Annotated in this window: 27 protein-coding genes; 7 read left to right on the top strand and 20 right to left on the bottom strand. The window is 54.0% G+C overall.

Features of this window, described 5'->3' with window-relative positions:
* Positions 1 to 13: 13 nt before the first annotated feature.
* The 15 genes from JMG82_RS08730 to JMG82_RS08660 form a co-directional block, all read right to left on the bottom strand.
* On the bottom strand, positions 14 to 2044 hold the full coding sequence (locus JMG82_RS08730; RefSeq protein ID WP_201352367.1) for a TonB-dependent receptor: 2031 nt from the start codon (positions 2042 to 2044) through the stop codon (positions 14 to 16).
* Between the two features lie 121 nt (positions 2045 to 2165).
* Positions 2166 to 3302: a glutamine-hydrolyzing carbamoyl-phosphate synthase small subunit gene (gene carA, locus JMG82_RS08725; RefSeq protein WP_201352366.1), complete on the bottom strand. Its 1137-nt coding sequence runs from the start codon at positions 3300 to 3302 to the stop codon at positions 2166 to 2168.
* Positions 3302 to 3853: a DUF507 family protein gene (locus JMG82_RS08720; RefSeq protein WP_201352365.1), complete on the bottom strand. Its 552-nt coding sequence runs from the start codon at positions 3851 to 3853 to the stop codon at positions 3302 to 3304. The genes carA and JMG82_RS08720 overlap by 1 nt, the downstream gene beginning before the upstream one ends.
* A 105-nt stretch (positions 3854 to 3958) precedes the next feature.
* A complete protein-coding gene (locus tag JMG82_RS08715) occupies positions 3959 to 4483 on the bottom strand; it encodes a MotE family protein (protein WP_201352364.1) in 525 nt (174 codons plus the stop codon).
* Complete coding sequence (locus JMG82_RS08710) at positions 4483 to 4917, bottom strand: flagellar FliJ family protein (RefSeq protein WP_201352363.1); 435 nt, start codon at positions 4915 to 4917, stop codon at positions 4483 to 4485. The genes JMG82_RS08715 and JMG82_RS08710 overlap by 1 nt, the downstream gene beginning before the upstream one ends.
* A gap of 124 nt (positions 4918 to 5041) precedes the next feature.
* Positions 5042 to 6295 carry an adenylosuccinate synthase gene (locus tag JMG82_RS08705; RefSeq protein ID WP_201354330.1) on the bottom strand — a complete coding sequence of 418 codons (1254 nt, stop codon included), beginning with the start codon at positions 6293 to 6295 and terminating at the stop codon, positions 5042 to 5044.
* 11 nt (positions 6296 to 6306) lie between these two features.
* The gene (locus tag JMG82_RS08700; protein ID WP_201352362.1) at positions 6307 to 7161 is read right to left on the bottom strand and encodes an ATP phosphoribosyltransferase regulatory subunit; all 855 of its coding nucleotides are present in this window, start codon (positions 7159 to 7161) and stop codon (positions 6307 to 6309) included.
* On the bottom strand, positions 7158 to 8270 hold the full coding sequence (locus tag JMG82_RS08695; RefSeq protein WP_201352361.1) for a pyridoxal-phosphate-dependent aminotransferase family protein: 1113 nt from the start codon (positions 8268 to 8270) through the stop codon (positions 7158 to 7160). The genes JMG82_RS08700 and JMG82_RS08695 overlap by 4 nt, the downstream gene beginning before the upstream one ends.
* Before the next feature lie 52 nt (positions 8271 to 8322).
* Positions 8323 to 8625 (bottom strand): hypothetical protein, encoded by a 303-nt coding sequence (locus JMG82_RS08690; protein WP_201352360.1) that lies wholly within the window; start codon positions 8623 to 8625, stop codon positions 8323 to 8325.
* On the bottom strand, positions 8601 to 8990 hold the full coding sequence (locus JMG82_RS08685) for a SpoIIAA family protein (RefSeq protein ID WP_201352359.1): 390 nt from the start codon (positions 8988 to 8990) through the stop codon (positions 8601 to 8603). The genes JMG82_RS08690 and JMG82_RS08685 overlap by 25 nt, the downstream gene beginning before the upstream one ends.
* A 48-nt stretch (positions 8991 to 9038) precedes the next feature.
* Positions 9039 to 9656 (bottom strand): YeeE/YedE thiosulfate transporter family protein, encoded by a 618-nt coding sequence (locus JMG82_RS08680; RefSeq protein ID WP_201352358.1) that lies wholly within the window; start codon positions 9654 to 9656, stop codon positions 9039 to 9041.
* Positions 9649 to 10164 (bottom strand): YeeE/YedE thiosulfate transporter family protein, encoded by a 516-nt coding sequence (locus tag JMG82_RS08675; RefSeq protein WP_201352357.1) that lies wholly within the window; start codon positions 10162 to 10164, stop codon positions 9649 to 9651. Before JMG82_RS08675 ends, JMG82_RS08680 begins: the two co-directional genes overlap by 8 nt.
* Before the next feature lie 75 nt (positions 10165 to 10239).
* Entirely contained in the window at positions 10240 to 11022 is a 783-nt protein-coding gene (locus JMG82_RS08670) for a UDP-N-acetylmuramate dehydrogenase (protein ID WP_201352356.1), read from the bottom strand.
* Complete coding sequence (gene fliQ, locus JMG82_RS08665) at positions 11019 to 11285, bottom strand: flagellar biosynthesis protein FliQ (RefSeq protein WP_201352355.1); 267 nt, start codon at positions 11283 to 11285, stop codon at positions 11019 to 11021. The genes JMG82_RS08670 and fliQ overlap by 4 nt, the downstream gene beginning before the upstream one ends.
* Positions 11286 to 11471: 186 nt before the next feature.
* Positions 11472 to 12353: a menaquinone biosynthesis family protein gene (locus JMG82_RS08660; protein WP_201352354.1), complete on the bottom strand. Its 882-nt coding sequence runs from the start codon at positions 12351 to 12353 to the stop codon at positions 11472 to 11474.
* Between the two features lie 116 nt (positions 12354 to 12469).
* Between JMG82_RS08660 and recA the strand changes: the two genes are divergently transcribed.
* Genes recA through JMG82_RS08635 form a run of 5 tightly spaced genes read left to right on the top strand, consistent with a single transcriptional unit; the run spans position 12470 to position 16297 of the window.
* Complete coding sequence (gene recA / locus JMG82_RS08655) at positions 12470 to 13519, top strand: recombinase RecA (RefSeq protein WP_201352353.1); 1050 nt, start codon at positions 12470 to 12472, stop codon at positions 13517 to 13519.
* 46 nt (positions 13520 to 13565) lie between these two features.
* Positions 13566 to 14834, top strand: a complete 1269-nt coding sequence (gene eno / locus JMG82_RS08650) for a phosphopyruvate hydratase (RefSeq protein ID WP_201352352.1) — start codon at positions 13566 to 13568, stop codon at positions 14832 to 14834.
* A complete protein-coding gene (locus JMG82_RS08645; RefSeq protein WP_201352351.1) occupies positions 14834 to 15106 on the top strand; it encodes a septum formation initiator in 273 nt (90 codons plus the stop codon). Before eno ends, JMG82_RS08645 begins: the two co-directional genes overlap by 1 nt.
* Complete coding sequence (locus tag JMG82_RS08640; protein WP_201352350.1) at positions 15103 to 15795, top strand: AMIN domain-containing protein; 693 nt, start codon at positions 15103 to 15105, stop codon at positions 15793 to 15795. Before JMG82_RS08645 ends, JMG82_RS08640 begins: the two co-directional genes overlap by 4 nt.
* The gene (locus JMG82_RS08635; RefSeq protein ID WP_236579123.1) at positions 15782 to 16297 is read left to right on the top strand and encodes a shikimate kinase; all 516 of its coding nucleotides are present in this window, start codon (positions 15782 to 15784) and stop codon (positions 16295 to 16297) included. The genes JMG82_RS08640 and JMG82_RS08635 overlap by 14 nt, the downstream gene beginning before the upstream one ends.
* Before the next feature lie 37 nt (positions 16298 to 16334).
* On the opposite strand, the gene JMG82_RS08630 is transcribed toward JMG82_RS08635, so the two are convergent.
* From JMG82_RS08630 to topA, 4 genes are all read right to left on the bottom strand, one after another.
* Positions 16335 to 17537 carry a cation:proton antiporter gene (locus tag JMG82_RS08630; RefSeq protein WP_201352348.1) on the bottom strand — a complete coding sequence of 401 codons (1203 nt, stop codon included), beginning with the start codon at positions 17535 to 17537 and terminating at the stop codon, positions 16335 to 16337.
* Positions 17527 to 18375 (bottom strand): biotin synthase, encoded by an 849-nt coding sequence (locus JMG82_RS08625; protein ID WP_201352347.1) that lies wholly within the window; start codon positions 18373 to 18375, stop codon positions 17527 to 17529. The genes JMG82_RS08630 and JMG82_RS08625 overlap by 11 nt, the downstream gene beginning before the upstream one ends.
* A complete protein-coding gene (locus JMG82_RS08620) occupies positions 18368 to 18901 on the bottom strand; it encodes a metallophosphoesterase family protein (RefSeq protein WP_201352346.1) in 534 nt (177 codons plus the stop codon). The genes JMG82_RS08625 and JMG82_RS08620 overlap by 8 nt, the downstream gene beginning before the upstream one ends.
* Before the next feature lie 128 nt (positions 18902 to 19029).
* Entirely contained in the window at positions 19030 to 21249 is a 2220-nt protein-coding gene (gene topA, locus JMG82_RS08615; protein ID WP_201352345.1) for a type I DNA topoisomerase, read from the bottom strand.
* 127 nt (positions 21250 to 21376) lie between these two features.
* Between topA and fliD the strand changes: the two genes are divergently transcribed.
* Both fliD and JMG82_RS08605 read left to right on the top strand, forming a co-directional pair.
* Positions 21377 to 22744, top strand: a complete 1368-nt coding sequence (gene fliD, locus JMG82_RS08610; RefSeq protein WP_201352344.1) for a flagellar filament capping protein FliD — start codon at positions 21377 to 21379, stop codon at positions 22742 to 22744.
* A 125-nt stretch (positions 22745 to 22869) separates the two neighbouring features.
* Positions 22870 to 23679, top strand: coding sequence for a flagellin N-terminal helical domain-containing protein (locus JMG82_RS08605; protein ID WP_201352343.1), 810 nt, complete (start codon positions 22870 to 22872; stop codon positions 23677 to 23679).
* A gap of 91 nt (positions 23680 to 23770) precedes the next feature.
* Here the strand turns inward: JMG82_RS08605 and JMG82_RS08600 are convergent, their stop codons facing one another.
* Positions 23771 to 25795, bottom strand: a complete 2025-nt coding sequence (locus tag JMG82_RS08600; RefSeq protein ID WP_201352342.1) for a motility associated factor glycosyltransferase family protein — start codon at positions 25793 to 25795, stop codon at positions 23771 to 23773.
* Positions 25796 to 25803 lie beyond the last annotated feature (8 nt).

Here is a 25803-nt window from a genome sequence, read left to right as displayed (position 1 = left end):
CCGGCGATTGCAATCAAAAGTGCCATGTCAGATTGCCGTAGATATAGCGTCCCGGTTCGTTCAGAAGCATCGGTTGGCCGCCGGTGACCAGGGTCATGTCGGCGTAGGTGTTGGTGATGGCGTAGGTTTTGTCGAAAATATTGTCGACGCCCAGTGTCACTTCGTAGCGATTGAGGAAATCTTTTTTCAGCTTGAAATTGAAGACGGCATACCCGGGGAGGCGCTGCTCGCCATTGTCACCGTCGTAATCTCTCCATCCGCCGGCCGCTACCATCGCAAGGCGTGCCGTCGCTGTTTCGTCGAAATCCCAGTTGGCGCCCAGCGTTCCCTTCAGCGGCGCTATATTGGGCATATCTTTGTCACTCTGACCGGTCAGCGGATCATCTTTTTTTCCGCGCAGCCAGGCGATGCCGCCATCGAAATAGATTTCGTCGTTCAAAGCGTATGTGCCGTCGACCGATATCCCATAGAGTGTGGCATCCTGGTTTTCGTATCTTCCTTTGACATCGGGAGCAATGGGATAGGTGTTGTTGTAGAATATGAAATCCTTCAATTTTGAATAAAATCCTTTGATGCGCACCGTCGCGCTTTCGAACGCCTCCGCTTCCATCCCGATATCCACCTGCGTATTGCGCACCTCGTTCAGGTCAGGATTGCCGTGTAAAGCGCCACCCACCTTGTCCTGGAAATAGAGCTCTTTGCCATCCGGCACACGGATGGATGTCCCTACGCCTCCGAATAACCTCATCTGTTCATCAAGACGATAGGTGCCGAAGAGATATCCTCCGAATGCGTTGTAATCGTTGGTCTCCGTTTCGGGCACATCGGATTCGACACGGGCCATGTCGTAGCGCACACCCGCGTCGAGGTCGAAAGCGCCGATCGTTTTGGTATAGTTGGCGAACACTCCGACATCCTTGGTTTTCGAGTTGTCGATGCTCGCCTTGCCGTCAAAAGGAAGACCTTTCGATGAGCGATACTCGCCATCCCACGTACGGCGGCTCGCATCGACACCAATTTTCAGAGTCCCCCCGTAGAGGTCCATGCTGTTCTTGACGACGCCGCCATAGATACGTGAATGCATTATGTTTTCGATGATACCTTTCGCGACGGCCGATCGTCTGTAATAGTTCCCCATCGGATGGTAGACCCAGGAGTTGTAGAATTTCAGCTTAAGTTTTTTCGACCACTCTCCGAGGTTGCGGACGATGTATTCGGCGTTGAAGAGATTGGAGTTGTCCTCTTTGGCGTCCATCGGCGTGCTGGGGTACATCACGTCGTCGCTCTGGTTGACGGTGTAGCTCAGCCTAAGCTCCTGGTTGTCCGCCACATCCGCAAAAAGTTTGATCATCCCCGTCTTCTTCTCGTATGCATCCATATGGTAATGTTCCGGAGCATATTGAGCGCCTTTGACCTTTGGACTGTTCGAAGCCGCCGCAAAATTTTTCACCTGGTCCGCCAGCGTATTGCCGTCCCCGTCTTTGTACTGCCCGCTGCTTTCGGTCGATCCGCCGACCATCATCCGCAGCCATTCGTTGCCGCCGCTGAATCGTGCACCCAGTTTGTAGTAGTCCCAGCTTCCGGCATTCAGGTTGATTTCGCCCTGTTTCTCTTGGGAGGGCTTGAGGGTATTGACCTCCACCAGTCCGGTCAGCGTACCGAAATGCTCCACATCGTAGGGCCCCTCCTTGATGACGATATTGTCCACATTGTTGGCAAGGACGTGGGAAATCGGCGGGTCCATCCGGTTGGGGCAGCCGCCGTAGAGTTTTCCGCCGTCGATCAAGACGTTGATGTTGTCTTTGCGCATCCCCCGCACGATGATGTCGTTGGCTATCCCGCTTCGGCGCACCAGCTGGACATTGGGATCGAGTCTGTAGAGCGCATCCGCCAGGTCCGCCGAACGGACCTCTTCTCCCGCCACGTCTTTGACGACGATGGATGTTCCCGTCTCTTCCACTTCGATCGTCTCAAGTTGCATCTCTTCGGCATACAACATTGAAGCGGCCGCGATCGACAGGCCTAGATGGATAACTTTCTTCATTGCCGTTTCCTTCATTTCTTATATGAAATTTGAAAAGGAATTATAAAACAGGGGTGTTAACTTTGTGTTAAGTTCAAAAAGTGGGGAGTGGAAAGTTGGAGGCGCCCCCGGAGGGGCGATGTTAACGTTCGATCATTTTCAGAAATTCGCCAAAGACGTAACGGCTTTCGTGAGGCCCCGGAGAAGCCTCCGGATGGTGTTGCACCGACAGAATGGGACTCTCTTTGTAGCGTACCCCTTCGATGGTGCCATCAAAAAGGTTCGTATGGGTCACTTCCGCAATCTCCGTGATGGTATCCGGCACGTTGTAGTTGTGGTTCTGCGCCGTGATTTCCACCGCACCCGTCCCGACATTCTTGACAGGGTGGTTGCCGCCGTGATGGCCGAATTTCAGCTTGTACGTGTCGTAGCCATGGGCGATGGAAAGGAGTTGATGGCCAAGACAGATACCGAACATCGGCACCTTCGCCTCGATCAGTTTTGCGATCTTCTCCCGCTCCTTTTTGAGGATGAGCGGATCGCCCGGACCGTTGGAGAGGAAGACACCGTCGATATCGCCCTTTTCATAGCGCTCGATCAGCGTTTCCGCCTCCACCGAGTTGGGAACGACCTCCACATGCATCCCCGCTTCGGTCAACTCGTTGAGAATGTTCCGTTTGACGCCAAAATCGAGTGCCACGATGTTCGCCTTCGGTTTCGGCGCGTCGTTGTAGCGGAAGGCACGGGGATCGTATCGGCCCGTCGTGTGCTCGTATGGCTCTTTCGTGCTGACCGCTTCGATATAGTTGACTTCGCTGATGTGGGGAGCGTCGGCAAGCAGCCTCGCCAGCTCCTCCTTCTCGCATATCTCCGTGGAGGCTATCATCATCATCGCGCCCTCTTCCCGAAGCGTTTTGGTCAGAAAGCGGGTATCGACATCGCAGATGCCCAAAACGTCGAAGCGCTTCAGAAGTTCGTGCAGTGGCTCTTCGCTGCGGAAATTGGAGGGCTCGGCCTGGTACTGCCGGACGATGATTCCTTTGCACCACGCCGCTTTGGATTCCATATCTTGCCTGTTGCAGCCGACATTTCCTATCTCTGGCATTGTAAACGTGACAAACTGGCCGGCATAGCTGGGGTCGGTCACGATCTCCTGATATCCCGTCATGGAGGTGTTGAAAACAATCTCGCCGACCCGCGTTCCCTCGGCACCGAAACTCTTCCCTTCAAGAAGCAGGCCGTTCTCAAGATAGATATAGATAGGTTTGAGTGGGACCATTACATCATCCCCCGCTTCCGCAGTTCTTCTTCGTAGAGCCGTTCGAAAATGAGATCGTACTCTTCGGTTCCGGGTATGAGCTTGCGTTTGTAGTGGGAGATCTTTTCCAATACGGCGTCCTCGATCTGCTCGAAAGATTTCATATACTCTTCGATCGCCTTGAAGATGACTCCGCGCACCTGGTTCTCGTTGACCGAATAGTCGATCAGGTCCTCTTCCCACAGTTCGTTGAGAATCTTGTGGCTCAGATCGCTGTAGCGCTCCTCGTTGTTCAAGATGACGCCATATTCCGGCGCCAGTTTCTTTTTTATCATCCAAAACAGCTGGCGGACATCCGCCCGCATGAACTCGATCTCGTCCTCTTTCTCTTCCAGCAGTTCGTTGACCCGCTCTTCGAGCGCCCGTTCGTTCTTGATATCTTTTTCGATGACCTCTCTCGCCTTTTCGATAACCGGTTCAAGACCCCGCTTGATCTCGACAAAAGGTGCGTTCGCCAGATCGATTCCGATCTTGTTGGCTATATAGGGTGCATGGGCTAAACTTAACTTCATAACGCGCCTTTGGCAGCCCGCCGTTGCGGGCATGGTTTTGAATTGGATGGGGATAGTTTATCGAAAGATATGTAAGAAAGGAGTTAAAAACCGGAATTTCTGTTTCTATTTTTTCTTTCCGCTGGGCAGCCGATCCTGGAGCAGTAGGGTGATCTTCGACGCTTTGGCCGGATCCATTTTCGAAAGAATCTGCCCCACGCTTTTGGGTTTGAGTGTCGCCAGAATCGAAGCGGCCTCCTGTGCCCTCATCCGCTCGAGAATCTGCGCCGCCGCGGAGGCTTTCATCTTCGCATACGTCTTGGAAACTTTGTCGGCTTTGGCCTCCTTGATCGCTTTGAGCAGCTCTTCGTTTCGGGCGATCAGCTTTTCGATCTCTTTTCGCTCCGCTTCGAGTTTCAGGCGCGTCGCGTTGAGATCGGCCTCCTTTTTCGCCAGGAGCGCCTCTTTTTTTCGAAACATCTCTTCGGTGGCGGCCTTGAGCGCCTCGTACGCCTGTCGCGCCTCGTCGATCTCTTCGAGTTTGAGCACCAGCTCCTGTTTCCGCTCCTCGAAGATCTTGTTGCACTCAAGCGGCTTCGTCGTCTCCGCCAAAAGCAGCATCGGCAGCACGATCACCGCAAGAGACTTCATCACTCCCTCCCTTTCCACTCGTTTCGATCGCGCCAGAAGCGCTGGGATGCGATCTCATCAAGCCTGTTCCGATTGGCTCTCGCCGCCTTTTCCAGTACGATCTTCTCAGCCTGGGATTCGATGCTTTTGGCCTGTTCGTACGCGATATGGGCGGCTTTGAGCAGACGCTCCTTCTCCTTTTTGGCCCGCATGGCGGCATCGATCTCGTACTCGAGGGCTTCGAGTGCCCGTTTGATGGCCTTTTTCTGGGAAAGCATGGCGTTCAGCTGCGTTCCAAGCCCCTCTTTCGGGGGTTCCACGGCCCGCGCGTCGGCCCGCAATGCCTCTTTTTTCTCCAGGAGTTTCTGCAGTGCGGCATTGGCCGACGCCATCGCCTGCTCCGCCTGCTCGAACTGTCGCTTGCGAAGCTTCGTGAGGGCCTTGTAGTTTTTCACGGGTTGCCCCTTTCGGGAAAGCGAAATGCCGGAAACGGGAAGCGGGCAGTTTTGGTGCGTCTGTCCCGATGGCCAATGAGCGGGAGGCAAGGATACGTCACCATCGGCCATCGACCATGGACCATCATGGCCTCACTATCGTATCGTTTCTGTCGGGGCTCGTGGAGATGATGCCCACCTTCACGCCGCTGACCCGTTCGATCGTTTCGATATAGGCTTTCGCCGAATCGGGCAGCGCATCGTAGTCGTCGATGCCCTCGACTTTCTCCCAGCCCGGGAAGGTTTCGTAGATCGGCGTGACATGCTCCAGATCGTATGGGACGTAGTCGATGCGCTCTCCTTCGAACTCGTACCCCACACAGATCTTGATCTTCTCGAAACCGTCCAGCACATCCAATTTCATCAGGGATATCTGATCGCACCCGTTGAGCGCGCAGGCATGGCGAATCGCCACCGCGTCGAACCACCCGCAGCGCCTCGGACGGCCCGTCGTCGTACCGAACTCGTGCCCCTGCTCCCTGAGACGGTCGCCGTCGGGCCCGAAATCTTCGCTGGGGAACGGACCGTTGCCGACACGGGTGCAGTAAGCCTTGGCAATGCCGGTGACCCTGCCGATCTGCTTGGGCGAGAGCCCCATTCCCGTACAGGCTCCGCCGGCGATCGTGTTGGAGCTCGTGACATAGGGATAGGTGCCATGGTCGATGTCGAGCATCGTGCCCTGGGCTCCTTCAAGCAGAATCTTTCTGCCCTCCCTGAGCTCTCTCCAGATCATCTGGGTCGTATCGGTGATGTAGGGCAGCAATCCGTCACGATACCGCTCAAGATCCTCTTTCAAAGAGTTTTCGGAAGGCACATCGACACCCATCGCCTCGAAAACCGGCCTGTTCTGATTCAGATACTCGACAATCTTGACAAAAAGCGTCTCGACATCCTTCAGTTCACCGACCCGATGGCCGGAACGGGAGATCTTGTCGGCATAGGCGGGTCCGATGCCCCGCCCCGTCGTCCCGATCGCCTTGTCGCCCCGCATCCGCTCTTTGGCCTGGTCGATCATCTGGTGGTAGGGAAGAATCAGATGGGCTTTGTCGCTGAGCCAGAGACGCCCCTCGAGATTGTCGAACTGGGACATCTCTTTCATCAGATTGGCAGGGCAGACGACGACACCGTTGCCGATGATATTGACGGCGTCGGGATTGAGTATGCCCGAAGGGATCAGGTGAAGCGCGTATTTCTTTCCGTTGGTGACGATCGTGTGGCCGGCGTTGTGGCCCCCGGCGAATCGTGCGACAACCTCGTAATCCTGCGCCATCATGTCCACGATCTTGCCTTTGCCTTCGTCACCCCATTGCAACCCGACGATCAGGTCGGCTTTGTGCAAATCTGACTGCTTCATTGTTCGTTTCCTTTGGTCCGCACCTCGATCAGCGCATCGGTGTAGAGCGCAAATCCCGCGGCGGAGATGTCGTCGTTGATGAAGTGCCCGCCGGAAGCCAGCGGGCTGTTGCCTGTGAAGCATTGAAAGAAGAGGCCGTCGTAGTAGCGCATCTTCGCGTAATAAAGCGGTGCCAGCACACACTGTTTGCAGCGGCACGCCTCCATCAGCTCCTTCATCTTCTCAAGCTCCGGCCGCAGAATCTCGGGCACCCTCGGCATCACCGCATCCAGCTGCTCCAGATGCTGGACCCGCGCCAGATCGCCGAGCCAGGCATATTGCGTACCCAAAAGCTTCTCGAGCTGCATCGATGCGAACCATTCCAGCGGGATATCGAACTCGAATGAAATGATCACGGGAATCTGGATATTGGAAATCTGCAGAATCGGATCGACTTCAAGCGCTTCGAAAAGCGACATCGTCACATCGAGCACATCGGCGAGTCTTCCGTCGAGCCATTCGGCGCCGATCTGGTTGATCTCCAGGGTCGGGTAGCGGTAGACCGGCTGGATATAGAACCACTTTTTCTGACGGGTCGAACGCCCGAGGCGTTTGGTCACGAGGCGCACCACATCGATCGTACTGTCGGCCCGCAGAGTCACCTCCCTGTTCTGCGGGTCGCTGAACCTGAGCAGCTCCATCCTGTCACGGACGCCTTGATGCTGATGGTACGAAAAGAGCGGCGTCGCGATCTCTTCGAATCCCTCTTTTTCCAACAGTTCGCTGGCAACACGCTCGATTCGCCGCTTCTCTTTTGCGCTCTCCGCGAAATAGAGCCGGCTCCCCGCCGGTATCTCATGCTCGAAAATCATGCGTTCTCGTTTGCGTAGTAGACTTCGTTGAAGACTTTCGACGCCATGCCGTCATAGGGACGGCGGTCCATCCTGTCGAAAGCCCATTCGACGGCGTTGACGACCCACGCGCTCTCGTAGACGGGAATGAGCCCCATCTGGTTGATGCGGAAGAGTTTTCCCTTCAGGTGCTCCTGCCCGCCCGCGATATTGACACCGAATTCCGTTTTGAGGATCAATCGCACCATGTTGGCCTCTTCGTCGAAGACGGCGCTCATGGAGAGAGCCGGCGCTTTCGGATAGAGCTGACACCCAATCGCCTCCAACGCGGCACGGGTCGCAAGGGCCCTCGCCCGCGTCTTTCGGTAGAACTCTTCGTACCCCTGCTTCTCGATCATCTCGAGCACCTTCTCAAGCCCGATGATGAGGGTGGTCGGCGCCGTATAGGCGGTGGTGTTTTTCTGCTGTTTTTTGATTTCATCGGCGAGATTGAAGTAGTAGCCGTTCCCTTCGCCGATCTTTTTGACGGCTGCGTCACTGAGGCCGATCATCGCCATTCCCGGCGGCAGCATCAGCGCTTTCTGGCTGCCTGCGACCAGGGCGTCGATATGGGTGACATCGATCGGTTCCACGCCCACGGCCGTGATGCCGTCGGCGATAACCATGATATCGGGGTTGACCGCTTTGACCACCGCCGCGATCTCTTCCACCGGATGGCGGAGGCCGCCGGCGCTCTCGCTTATCTGTATGCAGAGCGCGTCGATATCCGGATCATCGGCGAGCGCCGCCTTGATGTCTTCCACATCGGCCGGGGTATCCCATGCGTATTTGAGTTCGACATGCCCGAGTCCGAACGCTTCGACGATCTTTCCGAACCGCTCGCCGAATTTTCCCGCATTGACAGTCAGCGCCTTTCGGCGGCACAGATTGGTCACGCACGCCTCCATCGCGCCCGTTCCGCTGGATGCCAGCACGACACACTCATCCATCCCAAAAAGCCGCATCAGCCTTTCGCGGGCCTTTTTGAAAATCGCTTCGAATTCGGGGGTTCTATGATGGATCGTCGGTCCGGCCATCGCCATACGGACCTCTTCGGGCACAGGTGTGGGCCCCGGGGTAAACAGCAGCATTCCCTACCTTTACTATCTGAATTTGGGGTGATTATATCAAATGTAAGCTTTTCTACGTTTTATCGCGCCATCTCTTTTCGAGATCGACAAGTTCATCTCGTGATCTGTCGAGAATATCCCGGACCAGTTCGAGGCTCTCCACGCCCCCTTCGACCAGTCCCTTTTTGATTCCCTCCAGGATCGTCACCGCGAGTTTCGCCGGAGAGATCCCCTGTTCCTTGGCGATGCGCCGGATTTCCTCGAAATCCTCTTTGAGAAATCGCAGAATCTCTATATCGATCCTGACCGACTCCTTCGCGATCTGCGCGATCTGCCTGGCAATCTTCTCGCTCAGCTTTTGCGGTTCAGCAGCCAATGGCGCGCCTCCTCCATCGTCTCGAAGTATTTCGCTTCGCCACTGATCATCCAGTCTGCCATCTTCGCGAAAAGCGCCTCCCATTTTCTCTCTCCGACGACCGCCATTTTGCGGATATCCTTACGCCACTCGAGGCCGAACCTGAAATCGTCCCATGCCGCGCGGGGCGTCCACCCTTCGAAACGGCGCATATCGATGATCAGATTCAGTGACCCGGACGGAAGCCCCCGCATCGCGTTTTCGATAACGGGAACAAACGTTTCGTAATCTTCATGGGTCAGTCTGCCCCGCAGGGCGAGTTCCGCGTAGACTTCGCCACCGATCCTGTGAAGATCGATCCTGATACCGTGGGGATGAATATGCATGGGCGCTCCTTTTGCCCGAATTATAGCAAAAGGAGCGGCCCCAAGGGGTTAGAGTTCCGCCTTCTTTTCGTGATCTTCCGGATCGAGATATTCGATGTCCGGGATCACGAACGCCACGGCGATCAGAGCCAGTCCGTAGATGAGGACGACCAGATGCTCCTGGCCCTCGAAAAACTGCGGCAGCGTCAGTTTGCCGTAGTCGGGCCCCATGATCGGCTTGAGCCACGGATAGGCCCACGTAAAGAAGAGACCGCCGAAAATGCCCCCGATCGCGCCGACAAGTACGTCGATCCGCCCCTCTGCCACGGAGATGGGCCCCGTTCCCGGGCACTTTCCGAATATCGCCATCGCCACGCCGAAAAGGATCGCGCCGATCACGAGGCCTCCGAGCATGATCGGCTTGACATGGTAGTGTGCCAGTCCAATTTCGATGAAAACATAAAGAAAGATGCTCGCGAAACCGATCGCGAAGAAGAGCATCTTGGGTACGGTCATATCCTCCAGCATCGCGAAACCGGCGATTTTTTCAAACTTGTCCACCCGCGACCACTGAATGATCGCGCCGAATACGAAGCCGATAAAAAGCACCATCCAGACACTTCCGTGCCCCTCGGCGGCCACGACCTCGAACATATGCATAAAGCGCTGCAGCAACTCGTCAAACATCCTGGGCTCCTCTCTTCTTGTAGAAAAGTCGACCTGTGACAAGAAGCGTCACCATGACGATGCCCCCGAAAATCAGTCCGCTCACCGCGATCTGGCTGGCGCCGGAGAGAAAATGGCCGCTCGTGCATCCGCCCGCCAGACGCGCGCCGACGATCATTATGAACCCCGATACAAAGCTCCAGAAAAGGCGCGAGGCCACGGATCGGTTCTTCCGCTCTTTCCAAAGAGAGGGCAATACGCTGAAACGGAAGGTTTTCGTCACGAAAACGGACATGAACAGACCGCCCAAAAAGGCGCCGAGCAGCATGACGCCCTCCCAGGCACCCGCCTTTTCGATCTCTCTCATATATTCGTACTGCTCGGGATCGAGTCCGAACAGAAGGCCGGCGAAATAGGGAACGTAGGTGGATGCTCCGATCGGCCGGTCCGCACCCCATATCGAAAAGGTGAAAAGAATCAGCAGCGCCATCATCAGGCCGCCTGTCAGCCAGGAGATCTTTCTTGCCATAGTGTATCCTTATCTATTGAATTCGAGCGGATTATACAAAAGGTTGTTCGTTTTGCAAAATAAATGATTTTTGATTTATTTATCAACGATTTTGATTTCCAAGGAGAGCTCGACACCAAACTGCTTCCATACCCTCCGACGGGCCAGGTCGATGAGTGCCATCGCATCTTCGAAACTGCCGCCCCCGAGATTGACCAGAAAGTTGGCGTGCATCCGGCTCCATGCCATTGCGCCGATGCGATGCCCCTTCAGCCCGGCTTCCTCGATGAGCCGGCCGGCGTAATCGCCCGGCGGGTTCTTGAAAACACTCCCCGCGCTCGGTTCCCTGGGCTGGTGGGCACGCAGCGCCACCAACGCTTCGGCCAGATGCCGGTCGAACCCCCTTTTGAGCATAAACGACGCCTCGTAGGCGATACCGGGAAGCTGTGCGTAGCGGTAGCCGTGGGGAATCTCCTCTTTGCGGAAACGTCCCCGGTCGGTGACAACACCCAAAAGCGCATCGAAAGTCTCATGGGATTTGACTCCCGCATTCATCGCCAGCATCCCGCCCAGCGTACCGGGAAGTTTCGCCACATACTCGAACCCGCCGATATCGTGTTTTTTGCAGAAAGAGAGGATTTTCCCCGTGGGTGTCGACGCGCCAATGACCAACGCATCCTCTTCGATTGCGATGTAGTCGAAATCCTTGCCGAGCATCATCAGGGGTGGCGGGGCGCAAGAGATGAGGAGATTGTTGGCGTGGCCTATCAAAAATCGCCCACTCGGCGGGCTGTCTCCTTTTTCCAGAACCATCACATCGATGGCGGGGCCGATTTTGATACTGGAAAATTTCGAGAAATCGATACGGCGGAAGGTCAAAAAGCGAAACCTTTGATCATATCGTAAATGCGGGTCGTGAAGTCTATCATCTCATTCATCATCCACGGCATCGTAATAATCATGACAAGCGCGACGATGATGATCTTGGGTATGAAGCTAAGCGTCATCTCGTTGATCTGGGTCGTCGCCTGGAAAATGCTGATGGCCAGTCCGGCGATCAACCCTGCCAAGAGCATCGGCAAAGAGAGTATCAGCGCCAGTTTCAGTGTCTCCACTCCGAGCGCGACGAACTGGGCTTCCATCTATCTTGACTCCGGCAAAATGATGAAAAGTGAAAAGTGTATGGGCGATGCTTCGCACCGCGTATCGATGATACTTCGTTCGCTTTGCGAACCTGTTTTCTTTTATATAAAAGTAAAAGCAAGCCAAGCGACCCTTCTGAAACTTTTCACTTTTCACCGCGAACTTTTCACTGCGTCGGAGCGGTTTCACGAAAACCGCTCCGACAAATACTCTGTGGGTATCATAAAATCTTCCGCATCTATCGGACATTCGTAAAACCCGTGCTCGTACCCTATCTGAAAGAGCCTGTTCAGCGCTTCGAGCTGAGCGGCATCCATCGTGACGCTCTTGTCGTTGGCGTAAAGATCCAGATAGGTATCGAGGGTGTCGGCATCGATGCGGACAAGGTGGCGTTCCAAAAGCATTCTGGCCAGGAGGTGGCGGTGGCGGTCGGCCACGTCAACGGCTCGGATGAGGGCGTTCTCGACGGCGATCGCCCGGGTCAGCGGGATGGAGCGGCGCAGGGCCATACCGCCCAAAGGAAGCGGCAGCTCCCTGCCCGCGAGTTCCCGCCAGATATCCCATATTTCCCGTTCCACCTCCAGGCTCTCGTCGAAATCGAGAATGCTTTCGTGAATCAGCACCCCCGCGTGCACCTCTCCCTCCAGTACCGCCTTTTCGATATCGAGAAAATTTTTGTAGACGATGCGGGCCTCGGGATAGGCGATGCGAAAAAGCATAGCGTTGGTCGTATGCCTGCCCGAAAGCGCCACCTTGAAATTTCTGCGCAGCCGGGTTCCCTTTCTTTTGATCAGCTTGGGGCCATACCCCTCCCCGAAACTGACGGCGGTGCGCAACAGGGCGTAATCGTTTCGTATTTTCGGGTAGAGGGCGAAGCTGATCGCGGTCACATCGTAGGTGCCTGCCAGTGCCGCTTCATTGAGTGTTTCGATATCCAGAGCGATATTGTCGAAAGGAACAGGCGGGCTCACCCAGCCGAATTTGATGGCGTAGTACATGAAAATATCGTCCGCATCGGGCGAATGGGCAACCAAGAGAGTGCTGGGTTTGATGGCATAATCCTTCATGAAACGCGAAGCGCCTTTTAGATGAGCAATGGTCGATAACCGGTGATCATCATCTTTTTGCAAGATTTTATCGAATTGGTGATAAAATATCACTAATTTCTTTTCAAAGGGTTTGGATGAACATAGATCCGAATAAACAGAAGGCGCTGGATGTCGCGATCAAACAGATCGACAAGGCATTCGGCAAGGGAGCGCTGGTGCGCCTGGGTGACAGGGAGATCGAGCCGATCGAAGCGATCAGCACAGGATCGCTGGGACTCGATATGGCGCTGGGAATCGGCGGAGTGCCGCGTGGGCGCATTATCGAAATCTACGGGCCGGAAAGTTCGGGCAAGACGACGCTCGCGCTGCAGATCATCTCGGAAGCGCAGAAGGATGGCAGCATCTGCGCCTTCATCGACGCGGAACACGCGCTTGATGTGCGCTACGCCAAAAATCTCGGCGTCGATGTGGAAAATCTGCTGGTGAGCCAGCCCGATTTCGGCGAACAGGCACTCGACATCGTCGAAACCATCGCCCGAAGCGGGGCGGTGGATGTGATCGTCGTGGACTCCGTGGCGGCACTCACCCCCAAGGCGGAGATCGAAGGGGATATGGGAGACACCCATGTCGGGCTGCAGGCGCGCTTGATGAGCCAGGCGTTACGAAAGCTTACAGGCGTTCTGCACAAAATGGAGACCACAGTCATATTCATCAACCAGATTCGTATGAAAATTGGTACAATGGGTTACGGCAGCCCCGAGACGACAACCGGCGGAAACGCCCTTAAATTCTACGCGTCCGTCCGCATCGACGTACGCCGCATAGCGACCCTGAAACAGGGCGAAAACCAGATCGGCAACCGGGTCAAAGCGAAAGTGGTCAAAAACAAAGTCGCGCCGCCTTTCCGCATCGCCGAATTCGACATCATGTTCGGAGAGGGGATCAGCAAGGAGGGCGAGATCATCGATTACGGGGTCAAACTCGACATTATCGACAAATCGGGAGCCTGGTTCAGTTACAAAGAGACGAAACTGGGCCAGGGACGCGAAAACGCCAAGCAGACCCTCAAGGACAACCCGGAACTCGCCGCCAGAATCGAAGAGGAGATCAAAGAGGCGCTGGGCATCGGAAGCACCATGCTCGAAATGAGCGAAGACGATATCAAGGCAGCCGGTACCGAATAAAAACGGCACCCAAACATAGACACACTATTTAAAAAGGAGATCAATCATGGTTTTTATCGACAATATCCAGGCCGACGAAGTGATGGACAGCCGGGGCAATCCCACTGTTCGCGCGACGGTGCGTCTGAGCGACGGCACCAGTGCCGACGCGATCGTCCCCAGCGGCGCCAGCACGGGCAAGCGCGAAGCCCTCGAACTTCGTGACGGCGGAGAGCGTTACATGGGCAAAGGGGTCCTGACGGCCTGCGAAAACGTCAACATCAAAATCGCCGACGAACTGATCGGCCTGAGCCCCTACAACCAGGCGGAGATCGACATCATCATGAAAGAGATCGACGGAACGGACAATTACGAAAACATCGGAGCCAATGCGGTTCTTGGCGTCTCCATGGCCGTCGCGCGTGCCGCTGCAAAGAGCCTCCACATGCCCCTATACCGCTATCTTGGCGGTGCCAATGCCCTGGTCATGCCGACCCCGATGCTCAACATCATCAACGGCGGCAGCCATGCCGACAACAGTGTCGACTTCCAGGAGTACATGATCATGCCCACGGGCTTCGACGAATTCGCGGAAGCGCTCAGGGCCAGCGCGGAGGTGTACCATAACCTCAAAAAGATACTGCACGACATGGGACACTCCACGGCGCTCGGCGACGAGGGCGGCTTCGCGCCTAACCTCAGCAGCAACGAAGAGCCGATTCAGGTGATTATGCAGGCGATCGAGAAAGCGGGCTACAAACCGGGCGAGCAGATTGCCATCGCCCTCGATGTTGCCAGCAGCGAACTGGTCGCGGAGGGGGGCTATCGCCTCGAGAGCGAAAACCGCACCGTCAGCAGCGAGGAGCTGATCGCATATTACGAAGAGCTGATCGGAAAATACCCGATCGTCAGCATCGAAGACGGCCTCAGCGAAGATGACTGGGACGGATGGAAAACATTGACGGAGCGGCTGGGCTGCAAAGTGCAGCTGGTTGGCGACGACCTCTTCGTCACCAATGTCGGCATTCTCGCCGAAGGGATCGGAAAAGGTATCGCCAACTCGATCCTGATCAAACCCAACCAGATCGGATCGGTTTCGGAAACAATGCAGACCGTCCGCCTCGCCCAGCGCAACGGATACACCTGCGTCATGAGCCACAGAAGCGGGGAGAGCGAAGATCCGTTCATCGCCGATTTCGCCGTGGCGCTCAATACCGGACAGATCAAAACCGGATCGACGGCGCGTTCGGAACGCATCGCCAAGTACAACCGGCTTCTTGCCATCGAGCGTGAACTCGGCTACAGCGAATACCTCGGGAAGGAACTTTTTAGTTAATGCCCGATATCGAGGTAGTCCCGACCGGCGGAAGCCGGTCGATCGCCATCTTCGGCATACCTCTTCAGCGTATTCTTGCCGCACTGATCGCCGTCGTTGGGCTGGGCATCTATGCCGGTGTTCTGCTTTTCGGTCCCAACTCGCTGACCGTTCTGCTTGGTCTTGAGGAGCAGCGAACCACCTATGAACACCACATCAGGCTTCTCAAAAAGGAAAATGCGGCCCTGCAGAAAGAGTACTTCGAACTGAAACAACTGGAGCCGGACCAATGAGAAAATATCTGTTTTTACTTTGCATGGCGCTACTGGCCTCCGAGGCAAGAGAGAACCCTTTCAAACCCATCATCGACAACACCGTTTTGCCCGTGACATCCAACAAGGTCGAAAAGGCACCCCCTTTTGAAAAGACCCGAGTCCAGCTTCCCGTGGATGCACGCATTCTCACCTCCGTCGCCATCTACTACCAATCCATTGACGGATCGATCAAAAAAGAGATCGTCGCCATCGATCGGTCAATCGATTGGCACAAACCCCTCATCATCTCCCAGGAGGAGGTGACACCGCCGGCGGTGCCCCCAAAAACCAGGACACCTCTGCGGCGCGAAAAGAAAAAAGCCGCAGCCAAACCGAAACCCTCCACCGCGGTCGGCCACGCAGAGCCGGCGATCAAATACGCTCCCCTTCCCTTTGTATCGCTGAAGATCGAAAAGAACCGTATCAAAATTCTCACGAAAGATGAGAAAATCCGCGCATTCCATCTGACCCATCCCTTCAAAGTGGCGATAGACTTCCGGCGAAAGGCGGGCTTTCTTACCAAACACAAAGATTTGGATACACCCCCGTTCACCGCCGTCGATATCGGCAACCATGAAGGGTATTACCGCGTCGTTGTCACATTCGATGCCCCCTACCGGTACGACATCAAGAAAACGGACGATGGATACCTCCTTGAGGTGCGCTGAGAATATCGTTCTCATAGGCTTCATGGGGGCGGGGAAAAGTACGGTAGGACGCCGGCTCGCCCAGCGCAGCGGACGCTACTTCCTCGATGCCGACGCCCTGATCGAATCGGCCCAGGGCAAAGCGATTCCCTCCATCTTCGATGAAAAGGGGGAGGCCTATTTTCGCCAGTTGGAACAACAGAGCGCCCGTTGGCTCGCCGAGTGTGTTCGCGGCAGCATCGTCTCCACCGGCGGCGGCATGCCGATGGTTGTCGAAAAACTTCGTGATATCGGAACAGTGGTCTACCTGAAAATCTCCTTCGAAAAGATTCTACAGCGCATCCGGCCCGAAGAGCGCAAAAAGCGCCCCCTTTTCAACGATACAGCCAAGACACGGATGCTGTTTGAAGCCAGGGAGAGGATTTACGAAAAGCGGGCGCAGATTACCGTCGACGCCGACAGAGATCCCGACGCCATTGTCGAAGAGATTCTTTCAAAAATCGAAGAGAAACAAAACGCATAGGCTTTTTAAAACCGACGGTTTCGAAGCTTTTAAGAGACTAACCATTCTGCTTTTTGGTTTTGCCGCCTGGGGCCAAAACGCACTCTTCCACGGGTTTTCTCCGGTTCAGCAGCTTGATGGCCGCCATCGAAACGACCACCTCCACGATACTGGCGAGAATGAATGCCTCGTAGTGAAACTCGTCGATGCTTCGCGCATGAAACGCCAGCGTCGCGACGGCGATGAGAAGCGTCAGGGGCATCGCATGCGAAAAGGCGATCAGCGTCGCGTTCCTGAAGCCGCAAAGACGGACGAATGCCGACGAGGCCAGCATACGTATGAAAATCATGATAACCGCGATAATCAGGGAGAAGAGGATGAGTCCCTCTTTCTGAAGCGCTTCGTAGGGGAGGGAACTTCCCACATAGATGAAAAAGATCGGGATCAAAAACCCGAAGCCGAAACTGGAGAGTTTCGCCTCCAAATCCTCCTTGTGGGAGAAGAAGGTCGCGATGAATACACCGGCGATGAAGGCGCCGAAGGCGAGTTCAAGCCCGAGATAGAGCATGATCGCCAGCATGATGAAAAGGGTCGCCATGCTCAGCCGAATATCTTGCTCCTTCGTATCGAAATAGGGCATCATGACACTGCGTATCTCCGGATACCACCAAAAAAGCAGATGCAACAGGTAATAGACCAGCGCCATCGACGCGATGAACGTGGCAAGAACCGATATCTTGAAAAAGAAGTCGAGCCCCAGACCGTAATGGATGCCGGCACTCGCGAGTGTCAGGACGATGATACTGATCAGCTCACCCAGGATACCGATGGTGATCGAGAGTTTGACCCAGGGAGTCTCCTTGCCGTACTCTTTCGAAAGGGTGGCGATAAGCCCGACGGAGATGAGAGGAAAAATCACCATGAAAACGAAACTCATCCCAAGCTGGTAGGCGATTAGCACGGATAGCGCGTAGAGGATGCCCAGATAGGCGAATCCTGTCTTCAGAATCTCCATGTCGGTGCGAAGCAGTTTCTTGACGTTGACCTCCAGGCCCGCCACGAACATCAGGTAGAGAAACCCGAACTCCGCGACGATGGAGAAAATCTCGTTGTCTCCCTCCCCGAAAAGTCCGATGCCTCCGGCGATGGAACCCAGAATGATCTCGACCGGCGTCGTAGGCAGCCTGACGAGCTTCGCGATGAAGGGGCTCACCCAGATCAGCAGCGACAGGGTCACGATGATCAGAACGTCACTGCTCATGGCAGCTCCCGGCGATCTCGTATCCGTGTGCTTGCAGCATCCTATGGTCACGCGTCGGCTCCTTCCCCCGCGTGGTCAGGTAATCGCCGATCACGATGGCATCCGCGCCCGCCTCGAAGATTCTGTAATCCTCGTCCCCGAAGGTGATTTCGCGGCCTCCCGCGACCATGATACGCCGCTCACCCAGCACCTCCCTGGCGATCCGTATCATCTTCAGCGCCTCTTTGGCCGGAACCGTCTTCTTCTCCAGAGGCAGGGCGGTATTTGGATGGTAGAAATTGATCGGCACCGATGCCGGATCAAGAGAGCGGATACTTTCGAGCAACAAAAGACGATCTTCCATGCTCTCGCCAAGGCCGAAAATGCCGCCTGTGCAGAGCTTTAGCCCCGCCTTTTTGACATTTTCGCAGGTTTCGTAGCGCTCTTTCCAGCTGTGGGTGGTGCATATTTGGGGGTAGAACGTTTCGGATGTCTCCAGGTTGTGGTTGTAACTGTCGATGCCGTGCTCTTTCAAAATCGTGAGTTGTTCCACGCTCGCCGTACCGTTGCAGGCGATAAGAGCGAGTCCCGCCACCTCTTTTTTGACCGCTTCGGCCGTTTCGCAGACGAAGCGCAGCGTCTTCTCGTCGATTCCCCTACCGGCCGTAACAAGGCAGAAACCGGCTGCTTTGCGCTCCCGCGCCCGTTTCGCCTCTTCGACAATCGTTTCGATCGGCTTGTGGTAGTAACGGGAGATGTCGGCCCCGTATCGGACACTCTGGGTACAGAATCTGCAATCCTCGAGGCAGTGGCCGCTGGAGATGTTGCTGATGGCACACAGAAAGATTTTTCTAGACATCCGCCGGAACCTTTCGGGAACAGATATGTCTATTATACCGCCATTCGCTCTCTTTGATGCGGCGTTCGCAATGGACGATATGCCATGCATCCTCCCGAAGCTCAAGCAGAACCGCCTCGCTGACCGGCTTGTTCCTCGCGCACACCTCCCCGGGATTGATAAAAAGCTCGCCGCTGAGGCGGCACTCCAGCGAAAACTTGTGGGTATGGCCGAAAACGATCAGGTCGGCATCGGGCGAGAGAAACCATGGATGGTGCATCAGTTTGACACGCAGACCGCCAATGTCGAAATAGTGGGGTTCCCTGAAAAGTGCGTAGCGGTCTTCCAGGTGGGCCAGCTTTTCATCGTTGTTACCAAGCACCGCCACATAGGCAAGACCGATCGACTCCATATAGGCCAGCGTCTCTTCCCTGCCAATGTCCCCGGCATGGATCAGAAACTCCGCACCGTTTTCGACCAGCATGTCGATCGCCCTGCGGGCGCGTCCCAATTTTTTGTGGGTATCGGAGAGGATGCCGAGTTTCATGAGCGAAACTTTTTGGTGAAAAGTGAATAGTGAATGGTGAAAAGTTTAGGATGCCGACTTTGTCGGCTTCCATCTATTTGAATAAAAGGGAGCGAAGCGACCATCCGTAACTTTTCACTTTTGGTTTTTCACTTTTCACCAAAAGAGGCTCCCGCCTCTTCTCTGTGCTTGCACTTGATGCACTCATACACTTCTTTGCCCCGGAAAGTGCGTTTGGCCATCGGGTAACCACATGCCGGGCACCTCTTTTCGGTCGGTTCGAATTTGCTCACAAACGTGCACTTGGGGTAGTTGGAGCAACCGAAAAACTTGCCGCGCCGCGACGAGCGCTCGATGATGTCGCCGCCGCATTCGGGGCATTTGACAGCCAGTGCTTTGGGCTTTTCCAGCGGCCGCGTGTTTTTGCATTTGGGGTAGGCGCTGCAAGCCAGGAAAGGCCCGCGCCGGCCGGTTTTGACGACCATCGGCGCGCCGCACTTTTCGCACACTTCGTCGCTCGCCTGGGCTTGCGGTTTCTCCTCTTCTCCCTCTTTGGCGATGTTTTCGGTGTATTTGCACTTGGGATAGTTGCTGCAGGCGATGAAGTCGCCGTACCGTCCGCTTCTTAGAAGAAGTTCGCTGCCGCACTGGGGGCACTCACGCCCGATAGGTTCGGCCTTTTTCAGGCTTTTGATCGCCTTCTTGCCCTCTTCCACTTTCTCGATGAAAGGTTTGTAGAACTCCAGCAGCAGTTTCTGCCAGTCCACCCTCCTCTCCGCCACCTCGTCGAGCTTCTCTTCCATCTCGGCCGTGAAGTTGGAGTCGACGATTTCGGGGAAATGCTTCTCCAGAATCTCGATGACGGTAAAGGCGATGGGTGTCGGGATAAGCTGGCGCTTCTCGATCTTGAGGTACTCTCTTGATACCAGCAGCGAAATGGTCGGCGCGTAGGTGCTGGGTCGGCCGATACCCAGGCTTTCGAGCTTCTTGATAAGGCTCGCTTCCGTATAGCGTGGCGGCGGTTCGGTGAAGTGCTGGTTGGCCGTCAGCTTCTGCAGCGGCACCTCTTCGCCCTCCTTGAGTTCAGGCAGCAGTTTGTCCTTGTCGTCGTATCCCATGACCCGGTAGAAGCCGTCGAAAACCAGCTTGCGGCCGGTCGCCTTGAAGACGCCGTGCTCGGATGCGAAAAGGATGGTCTGCGACTCCAGCAGCGCGTCATGCATCTGGCTGGCCAGGAACCGGTTGTAGATAAGCCGATAAAGCTTCAGTTCGTCGGGCGCCAGGTATTTGGCGGCGATGTCGGGGCTAAAATCGAGCCGTGTGGGGCGAATCGCCTCGTGGGCCTCCTGCGCCCCTTTGGCTTTCGAGCTGTAGATTTTGGGCTTGGGCGGCAGGTATTTTTCGCCATAGGCTTTCACGATGGTTTCCCGCGCGGCGTCTTGGGCCTCTTTGGCGATGTTGAGCGAGTCGGTCCGCATGTAGGTGATGACACCCATCTGACCCTTGTCGGTCTTCACCCCTTCGTAGAGCTTCTGGGCGATCATCATCGTCTTTTTGGGGCTGAAGCCAAGCCGTCCCGACGCGCTCTGCTGCAGCGTGGAGGTCATGAAAGGGGGCGGTGCGGAGCTCTTGCGCTGCTTCTTTTCGATGCTTTTGACCCTGTACGTCTCCTTTTTGAGCGTCGCTTCGATAGCGTGGGCTTCCTCGCCCGTTTTGATCGTCATCTTTTCGATCTTCTTGCCGCCATACTCCACCAGTCCCGCTTCGATTTCGGGCTTGAAAATCGCGTCGATGCTCCAGTACTCCACCGGTTGGAAGGCCTGGATCTCCCGCTCCCGGTCGACGACAATCTTCAGCGCCGCCGACTGCACGCGCCCGGCGCTCAGGCCCTTTTGGATCTTGCTGGCCAGCAGAGGAGAGAGTTTGTAGCCGACGATGCGGTCCAGAAGGCGTCTGGCCTGCTGGGCATTGACCTGGTCCATGTCGATCTTTCGCGGATTCTCCAGCGCGTGCTCGATGGCGCTTTTTGTAATCTCGTGAAAGACGATACGCGGCAGTGTTTCGGGGTCTTTGCCGATTGCCTTGGCGATATGGTAGCCGATCGCCTCCCCTTCGCGGTCCTCGTCGGTCGCGATGTAGACCCGCTCGCTTTTTTGGGCCAGATCTTTGATCTGCTTGACGATGGCGCTGTGGTCCCTGTCGACTCGGTACTGCGGCTCGAACCGGTCACCTTCGATCTTGATGCCGAAACTGTGCTTGGGCAGGTCGCGGATATGCCCCTTGGAAGCGATCACTTCGTAATCCTTGCCCAGAAAGTTCTTGATGGTTCGTGCTTTGGCGGGCGATTCGACGATAATGAGATTTTTCAATGCTGTTTCCTATATAATGTATGCAGAAAAAATAATTCGATGGCTGCAATCATAGCATAAAGCGATCTTAAACTATTTTAAGGATCAGCCGATATAAAAGCAGATAAGCCACACAAAGGATTGTACCATGGCGCTTGGAACGACCAGTTTCATCGGTCTCGGAAGCGGTGGAGCGCTCAGCTATGATATTATCGACAAACTCCGGGAAGTCGACGAAAAGGCGATCATCGAGCCGCTGGACAAAAAAATCGAAAGCGGACAGAACAAAGAGCAGGTTTTTCAGGATATCCTGAGCAAACTTCACGATTTGCAGAACACACTGTTTGATATCGCCGGTCCCACTCTCTACGGCAGTCGAAAAATAGATATAACCGGCAGCGATATCGAAGCGACCGTAACAGACGGTGCGCCCGTGCAGGATGTCAATATCATGGTCAAACAGCTTGCCACAGCAGATATCAAGCAAACCAAAGGATTCGCTTCGGAAGACTCTGTCGTGACGGATACGGATACCGACATGACCATCTCCATTGATGGCGAAGATACGACATTTACCGTTTCGGCCGGAACGACTCTCAAAGAATTGAAAGCGCAAATCGCCGGTGAAATGGATGGAAAACTCACTGTCACCCTGCTGAATACGGGTGCCGGAGACACCCCCTATGAGTTGATTCTCAAAACAAGGGAGACGGGTTCGGCCAATGCCATGGCGTTTTCGTTTGGCGGAGGCAACGACTTTCTCGATCTGACATCGTCCAATGCCTCTTTGCAGGATGCGCAGGATGCGATCGTCAATATCGACGGCGTCGATGTGACACGTTCGGGCAACTCCATCACCGACGCCATTTCGGGTGTCACATTCACGCTCAATCAGGTCAGCACGGCAACCAACCGGATTTCGGTCACCCAGGACAACGACGCCGTGGCCGACAAAGTGCAGGATTTCGTCGACAAATACAATGAAATCATGACCAATCTGAAAAATGTCACCAAATATGACGCCGATTCCGAAGAAGCCGGCGTATTCCAGGGTGACAGCACCGTGGGCGCTTTGAAGCGGCAGATCAGTACAATCGTAATGGAAATCGCACCCAACGGCAAAGCTCTCAATGAGTTCGGCATCGACGTGGACCGATACGGAAAGATGAGTTTCGACAGAAGTACGTTCATCGACGCCCTGCAAAAAGATCCCGACACCATTCAGGAGACTTTCGCGGGCACAACAGATGACGCTGGGGTGATGGCCCATCTGAAAAACTATCTTGACGACGTTACAAAATACGGCGGACTTTTGAGTAAATATGACGAATTTCTCAAAAACGGCATCTCCGAACTCGAAGAACGGAAAGAGAAAGCCATCGAGCGCCTCGACAACAAATATGAAATCATGGCCAAACAGTTTATGGCCTACGATGCCATGATCGCAAAAATGAACGCCTCTTTCAACAATCTTGCCACGATGATCGAGGCCCAGGCCGCGGCGGCGAAAAAATAGATCTACACTTTTTGGCATTTTCGCACTTTTTCCGCGAAAATGCTAAATCTTTTTTTCCTTTGACCGATTATAGTTTCAAGAGCAGGGAAGCTCTTGAATAACACTACCCATCCAAGGAGGATATTATGGGATTTCGAATCAACACGAACGTAGGTGCGATGAATGCACACATGTACTCCACATTCAATAACAGGAATCTGGACAATTCCCTGGCACGATTGAGTTCGGGTCTGCGTATCAACAAGGCAGCGGACGATTCTGCCGGATTGGCGATCGCCGACAAACTGAAAGCGCAGAGCAACGGTCTCGGTCAGGCCATTCGAAACGGAAACGACGCAATTGGTCTTATCCAGACTGCCGACGGTGCCCTTCAGGAATATACGCAAATCGTACAGCGAATCCGTACGCTTGCCGTCGAAGCTGCGAACGACACGCAAGACAGCGCTTCCAGAAGCTACATTCAAACCGAAGTCAACCGTTTGATCAGTTCGGCGAGTTTCATCAACTCTCAGACAAAATTCAACGGCAAAACTCTCTTCACCGATAGCTCTTTCACGTTCCATATCGGTGCATATGCCAATGAAACGACCAAAACGACCATCGACAGTATGACAGCAAGCAATGTCATCGGTACAGCCGGCGTCAGCACACAGTCCGCTGCGGAAGCCACCATTTCGGCCATGGACAGTGCATTGAAGACAATCGATACACTCCGTGCGAAACTCGGTGCGGCACAAAACCAGGTTGAATCGACCATTCGCAATATTTCCGTTGCGCAGGTCAACGTAACCGCTGCAGAATCCCAGATTCGCGATGTCGATTTCGCTCAAGAGTCTGCGAACTTCAACAAATACAACATTCTCGCCCAGTCAGGCAGTTACGCCATGAGTCAGGCCAATGCCGTACAGCAGAATGTCTTGAGGCTCCTGCAGTAGGTCAGGTAATACCGTTTCTACTCCCTTTTCGCCGCGATCCTTCTTCAGATCGCGGCTTGTGACTCAACGGGATTTGCAGGGCATATACAATTCAATGCCGTAAATAGTTCTTCAAAAAATTCTCCAAAAAATCGACATAATATTCAACCAGCCTTATAAATTGGGTCATAAAAAGTCTGTTGAGTTTCTTGACATGTTTTTTAGGATTGTCCACTTCCCGCGTATTGATAAAATCGAACACGTAGCTGCCGACCATCTGAATATAGACCGATATAACCCCGTTCGTATCGACCGCTTCCTCCTTGCTCTCTTCTGCAAGAATATCGATCATCAATCCCAGCAATTCGTAATGATAGATGTCGATGGAACTGAATTTTTTCAATTTGAATGCCTCAAGAAGCGCAAGAATATTCTTTCCGTGTTCGATGCGTTTTTTTATCATTTCGATTTCGTTTTCCGTCAATCTGATGGAAGAATTTGCGTCAAAACACTTCACAATCTCGTTTTTAAGCTCTGATTTGTCCATTTTCCCCAGCGAATCGACATGAACATTTTCTATGGGCATCGGCTCACTGCCCTGGATATATGCACCGCAAGAGAGATTGTAAATCTTTTGCCCACTCTTTTGAAGCTGGGCGGCTATCCCCCTGAGTTCCATCAACGCACTTACAAACGCCGGAACGCTTGGAACCTCTTCTTCGAAGTTTCCTTTTGTCCACACGACACTTTCATGGTATTTCACGGACTCTTCCAGCTCCATCGCATGGTCTATATCGAGTTTTTTGGCATGAACGTGGTCTGTGGTATGCGTGGCTCCCGACTCGGAATCGAGCGCTAGGTCGAGACCCAGTGTGTACATTTCATGTGTTCCGAACATCAGCCCCAGCGCATAGGTCATGATGCCTACATTGGAAGCGGTCAATTGTGAAAACTCCTCCTTGACCTTCGCAGCCGCCTGGAAAATATAGATATTCTCCTTTTTGAAAGCTTTTGTGAAAGGAGGATAGGCAAACGAAGCAAACAGCAATATGGTATCGGAGAAAAAGTTCATCGACTGCACCTTCTCTAAATGCTTCATACTTGCTTCGAAACCGTCAACATGAACCAAAATATCAGGCTTGACATTATGTCTTTCAAGCAAAGCCATCACTGCCGTCACAGAAACGATAACGAAACGTTCCTGATTGGTTCTCACCCAATCGATATTTCTCTCCAGCGAAGGTCCGGCTCCCAGTATCAGCACCGGTTTGTTTTCGAACAAGGCACATTCACTGACCCTGCCTATATCGATAAAACGGTAATCCTCCGCCAGATACCTGTATGGGCGCAGGTATACTTCCATCACTGCAGAGTGGGGGAATTTGAGATAATCCTGTGAAATGACAGCACTGTGAAAGATTTTCACTTTTTCAGTATCATGACTCAAAAGCAGAAAATACTTGATGTAATGATTGTAGGGAAACATCTCCCGCAAAAAGGCATAGGATTTGTAGCGAAACGTCTCATCGTCGTCGAAAATCGAGAAAAAAAGAACGGCATTATGACTTGTCAACGCTTCATAATCGGTCACAAAAAGCGATAGCCTAAAAAGCTCGAGATCATCTTCCACAATCAGATAGACTGTCGCATCGATTTTTTCGTGGATTTTTCTCAAATGTAGACCGAGTCCCGTTCCGAAAAAGATGAATTTGTAGATCTTTTTCATTGTCGTATCTTTTCCCGCTATCTGATTGGCATAATAGACAACAGGAGCGATCGTAGAAAGCGCTGTATCGGTCAAAGGAAGCGATTCGTAAAATTTGACTTTCTCTTCATCAAGCGGAATCTCTCTGAAGGTTTCGAAGAGGTTACCCTCTTTGGAATAATCGATGCTGTCAGCTATCACGTCAGCATGTTTGTTGCTATCCATCCCATACAGCCAATTGCCACTCTCTTTTTCGAAAACATCGAAATAACCCTCTTCTTTGTATTCAAGTTCATATCGGGTCACATAGTGGCCATGCTCAACGGCATTGTCAAACGCTGCCAGCTTTTGGTAGAGATCCGGATGACGGGCCTGAAAAAAGCTTAGATTTTTCATGAATCTCGTCATCGCTTCCTGTTCGACAGATTGCATACCGCTCC

The sequence above is a fragment of the Hydrogenimonas urashimensis genome, assembly GCF_016593255.1.
Taxonomy (GTDB): Bacteria; Campylobacterota; Campylobacteria; order Campylobacterales; family Hydrogenimonadaceae; genus Hydrogenimonas; species Hydrogenimonas urashimensis.
This window is presented reverse-complemented; position numbering and strand designations above follow the sequence as displayed.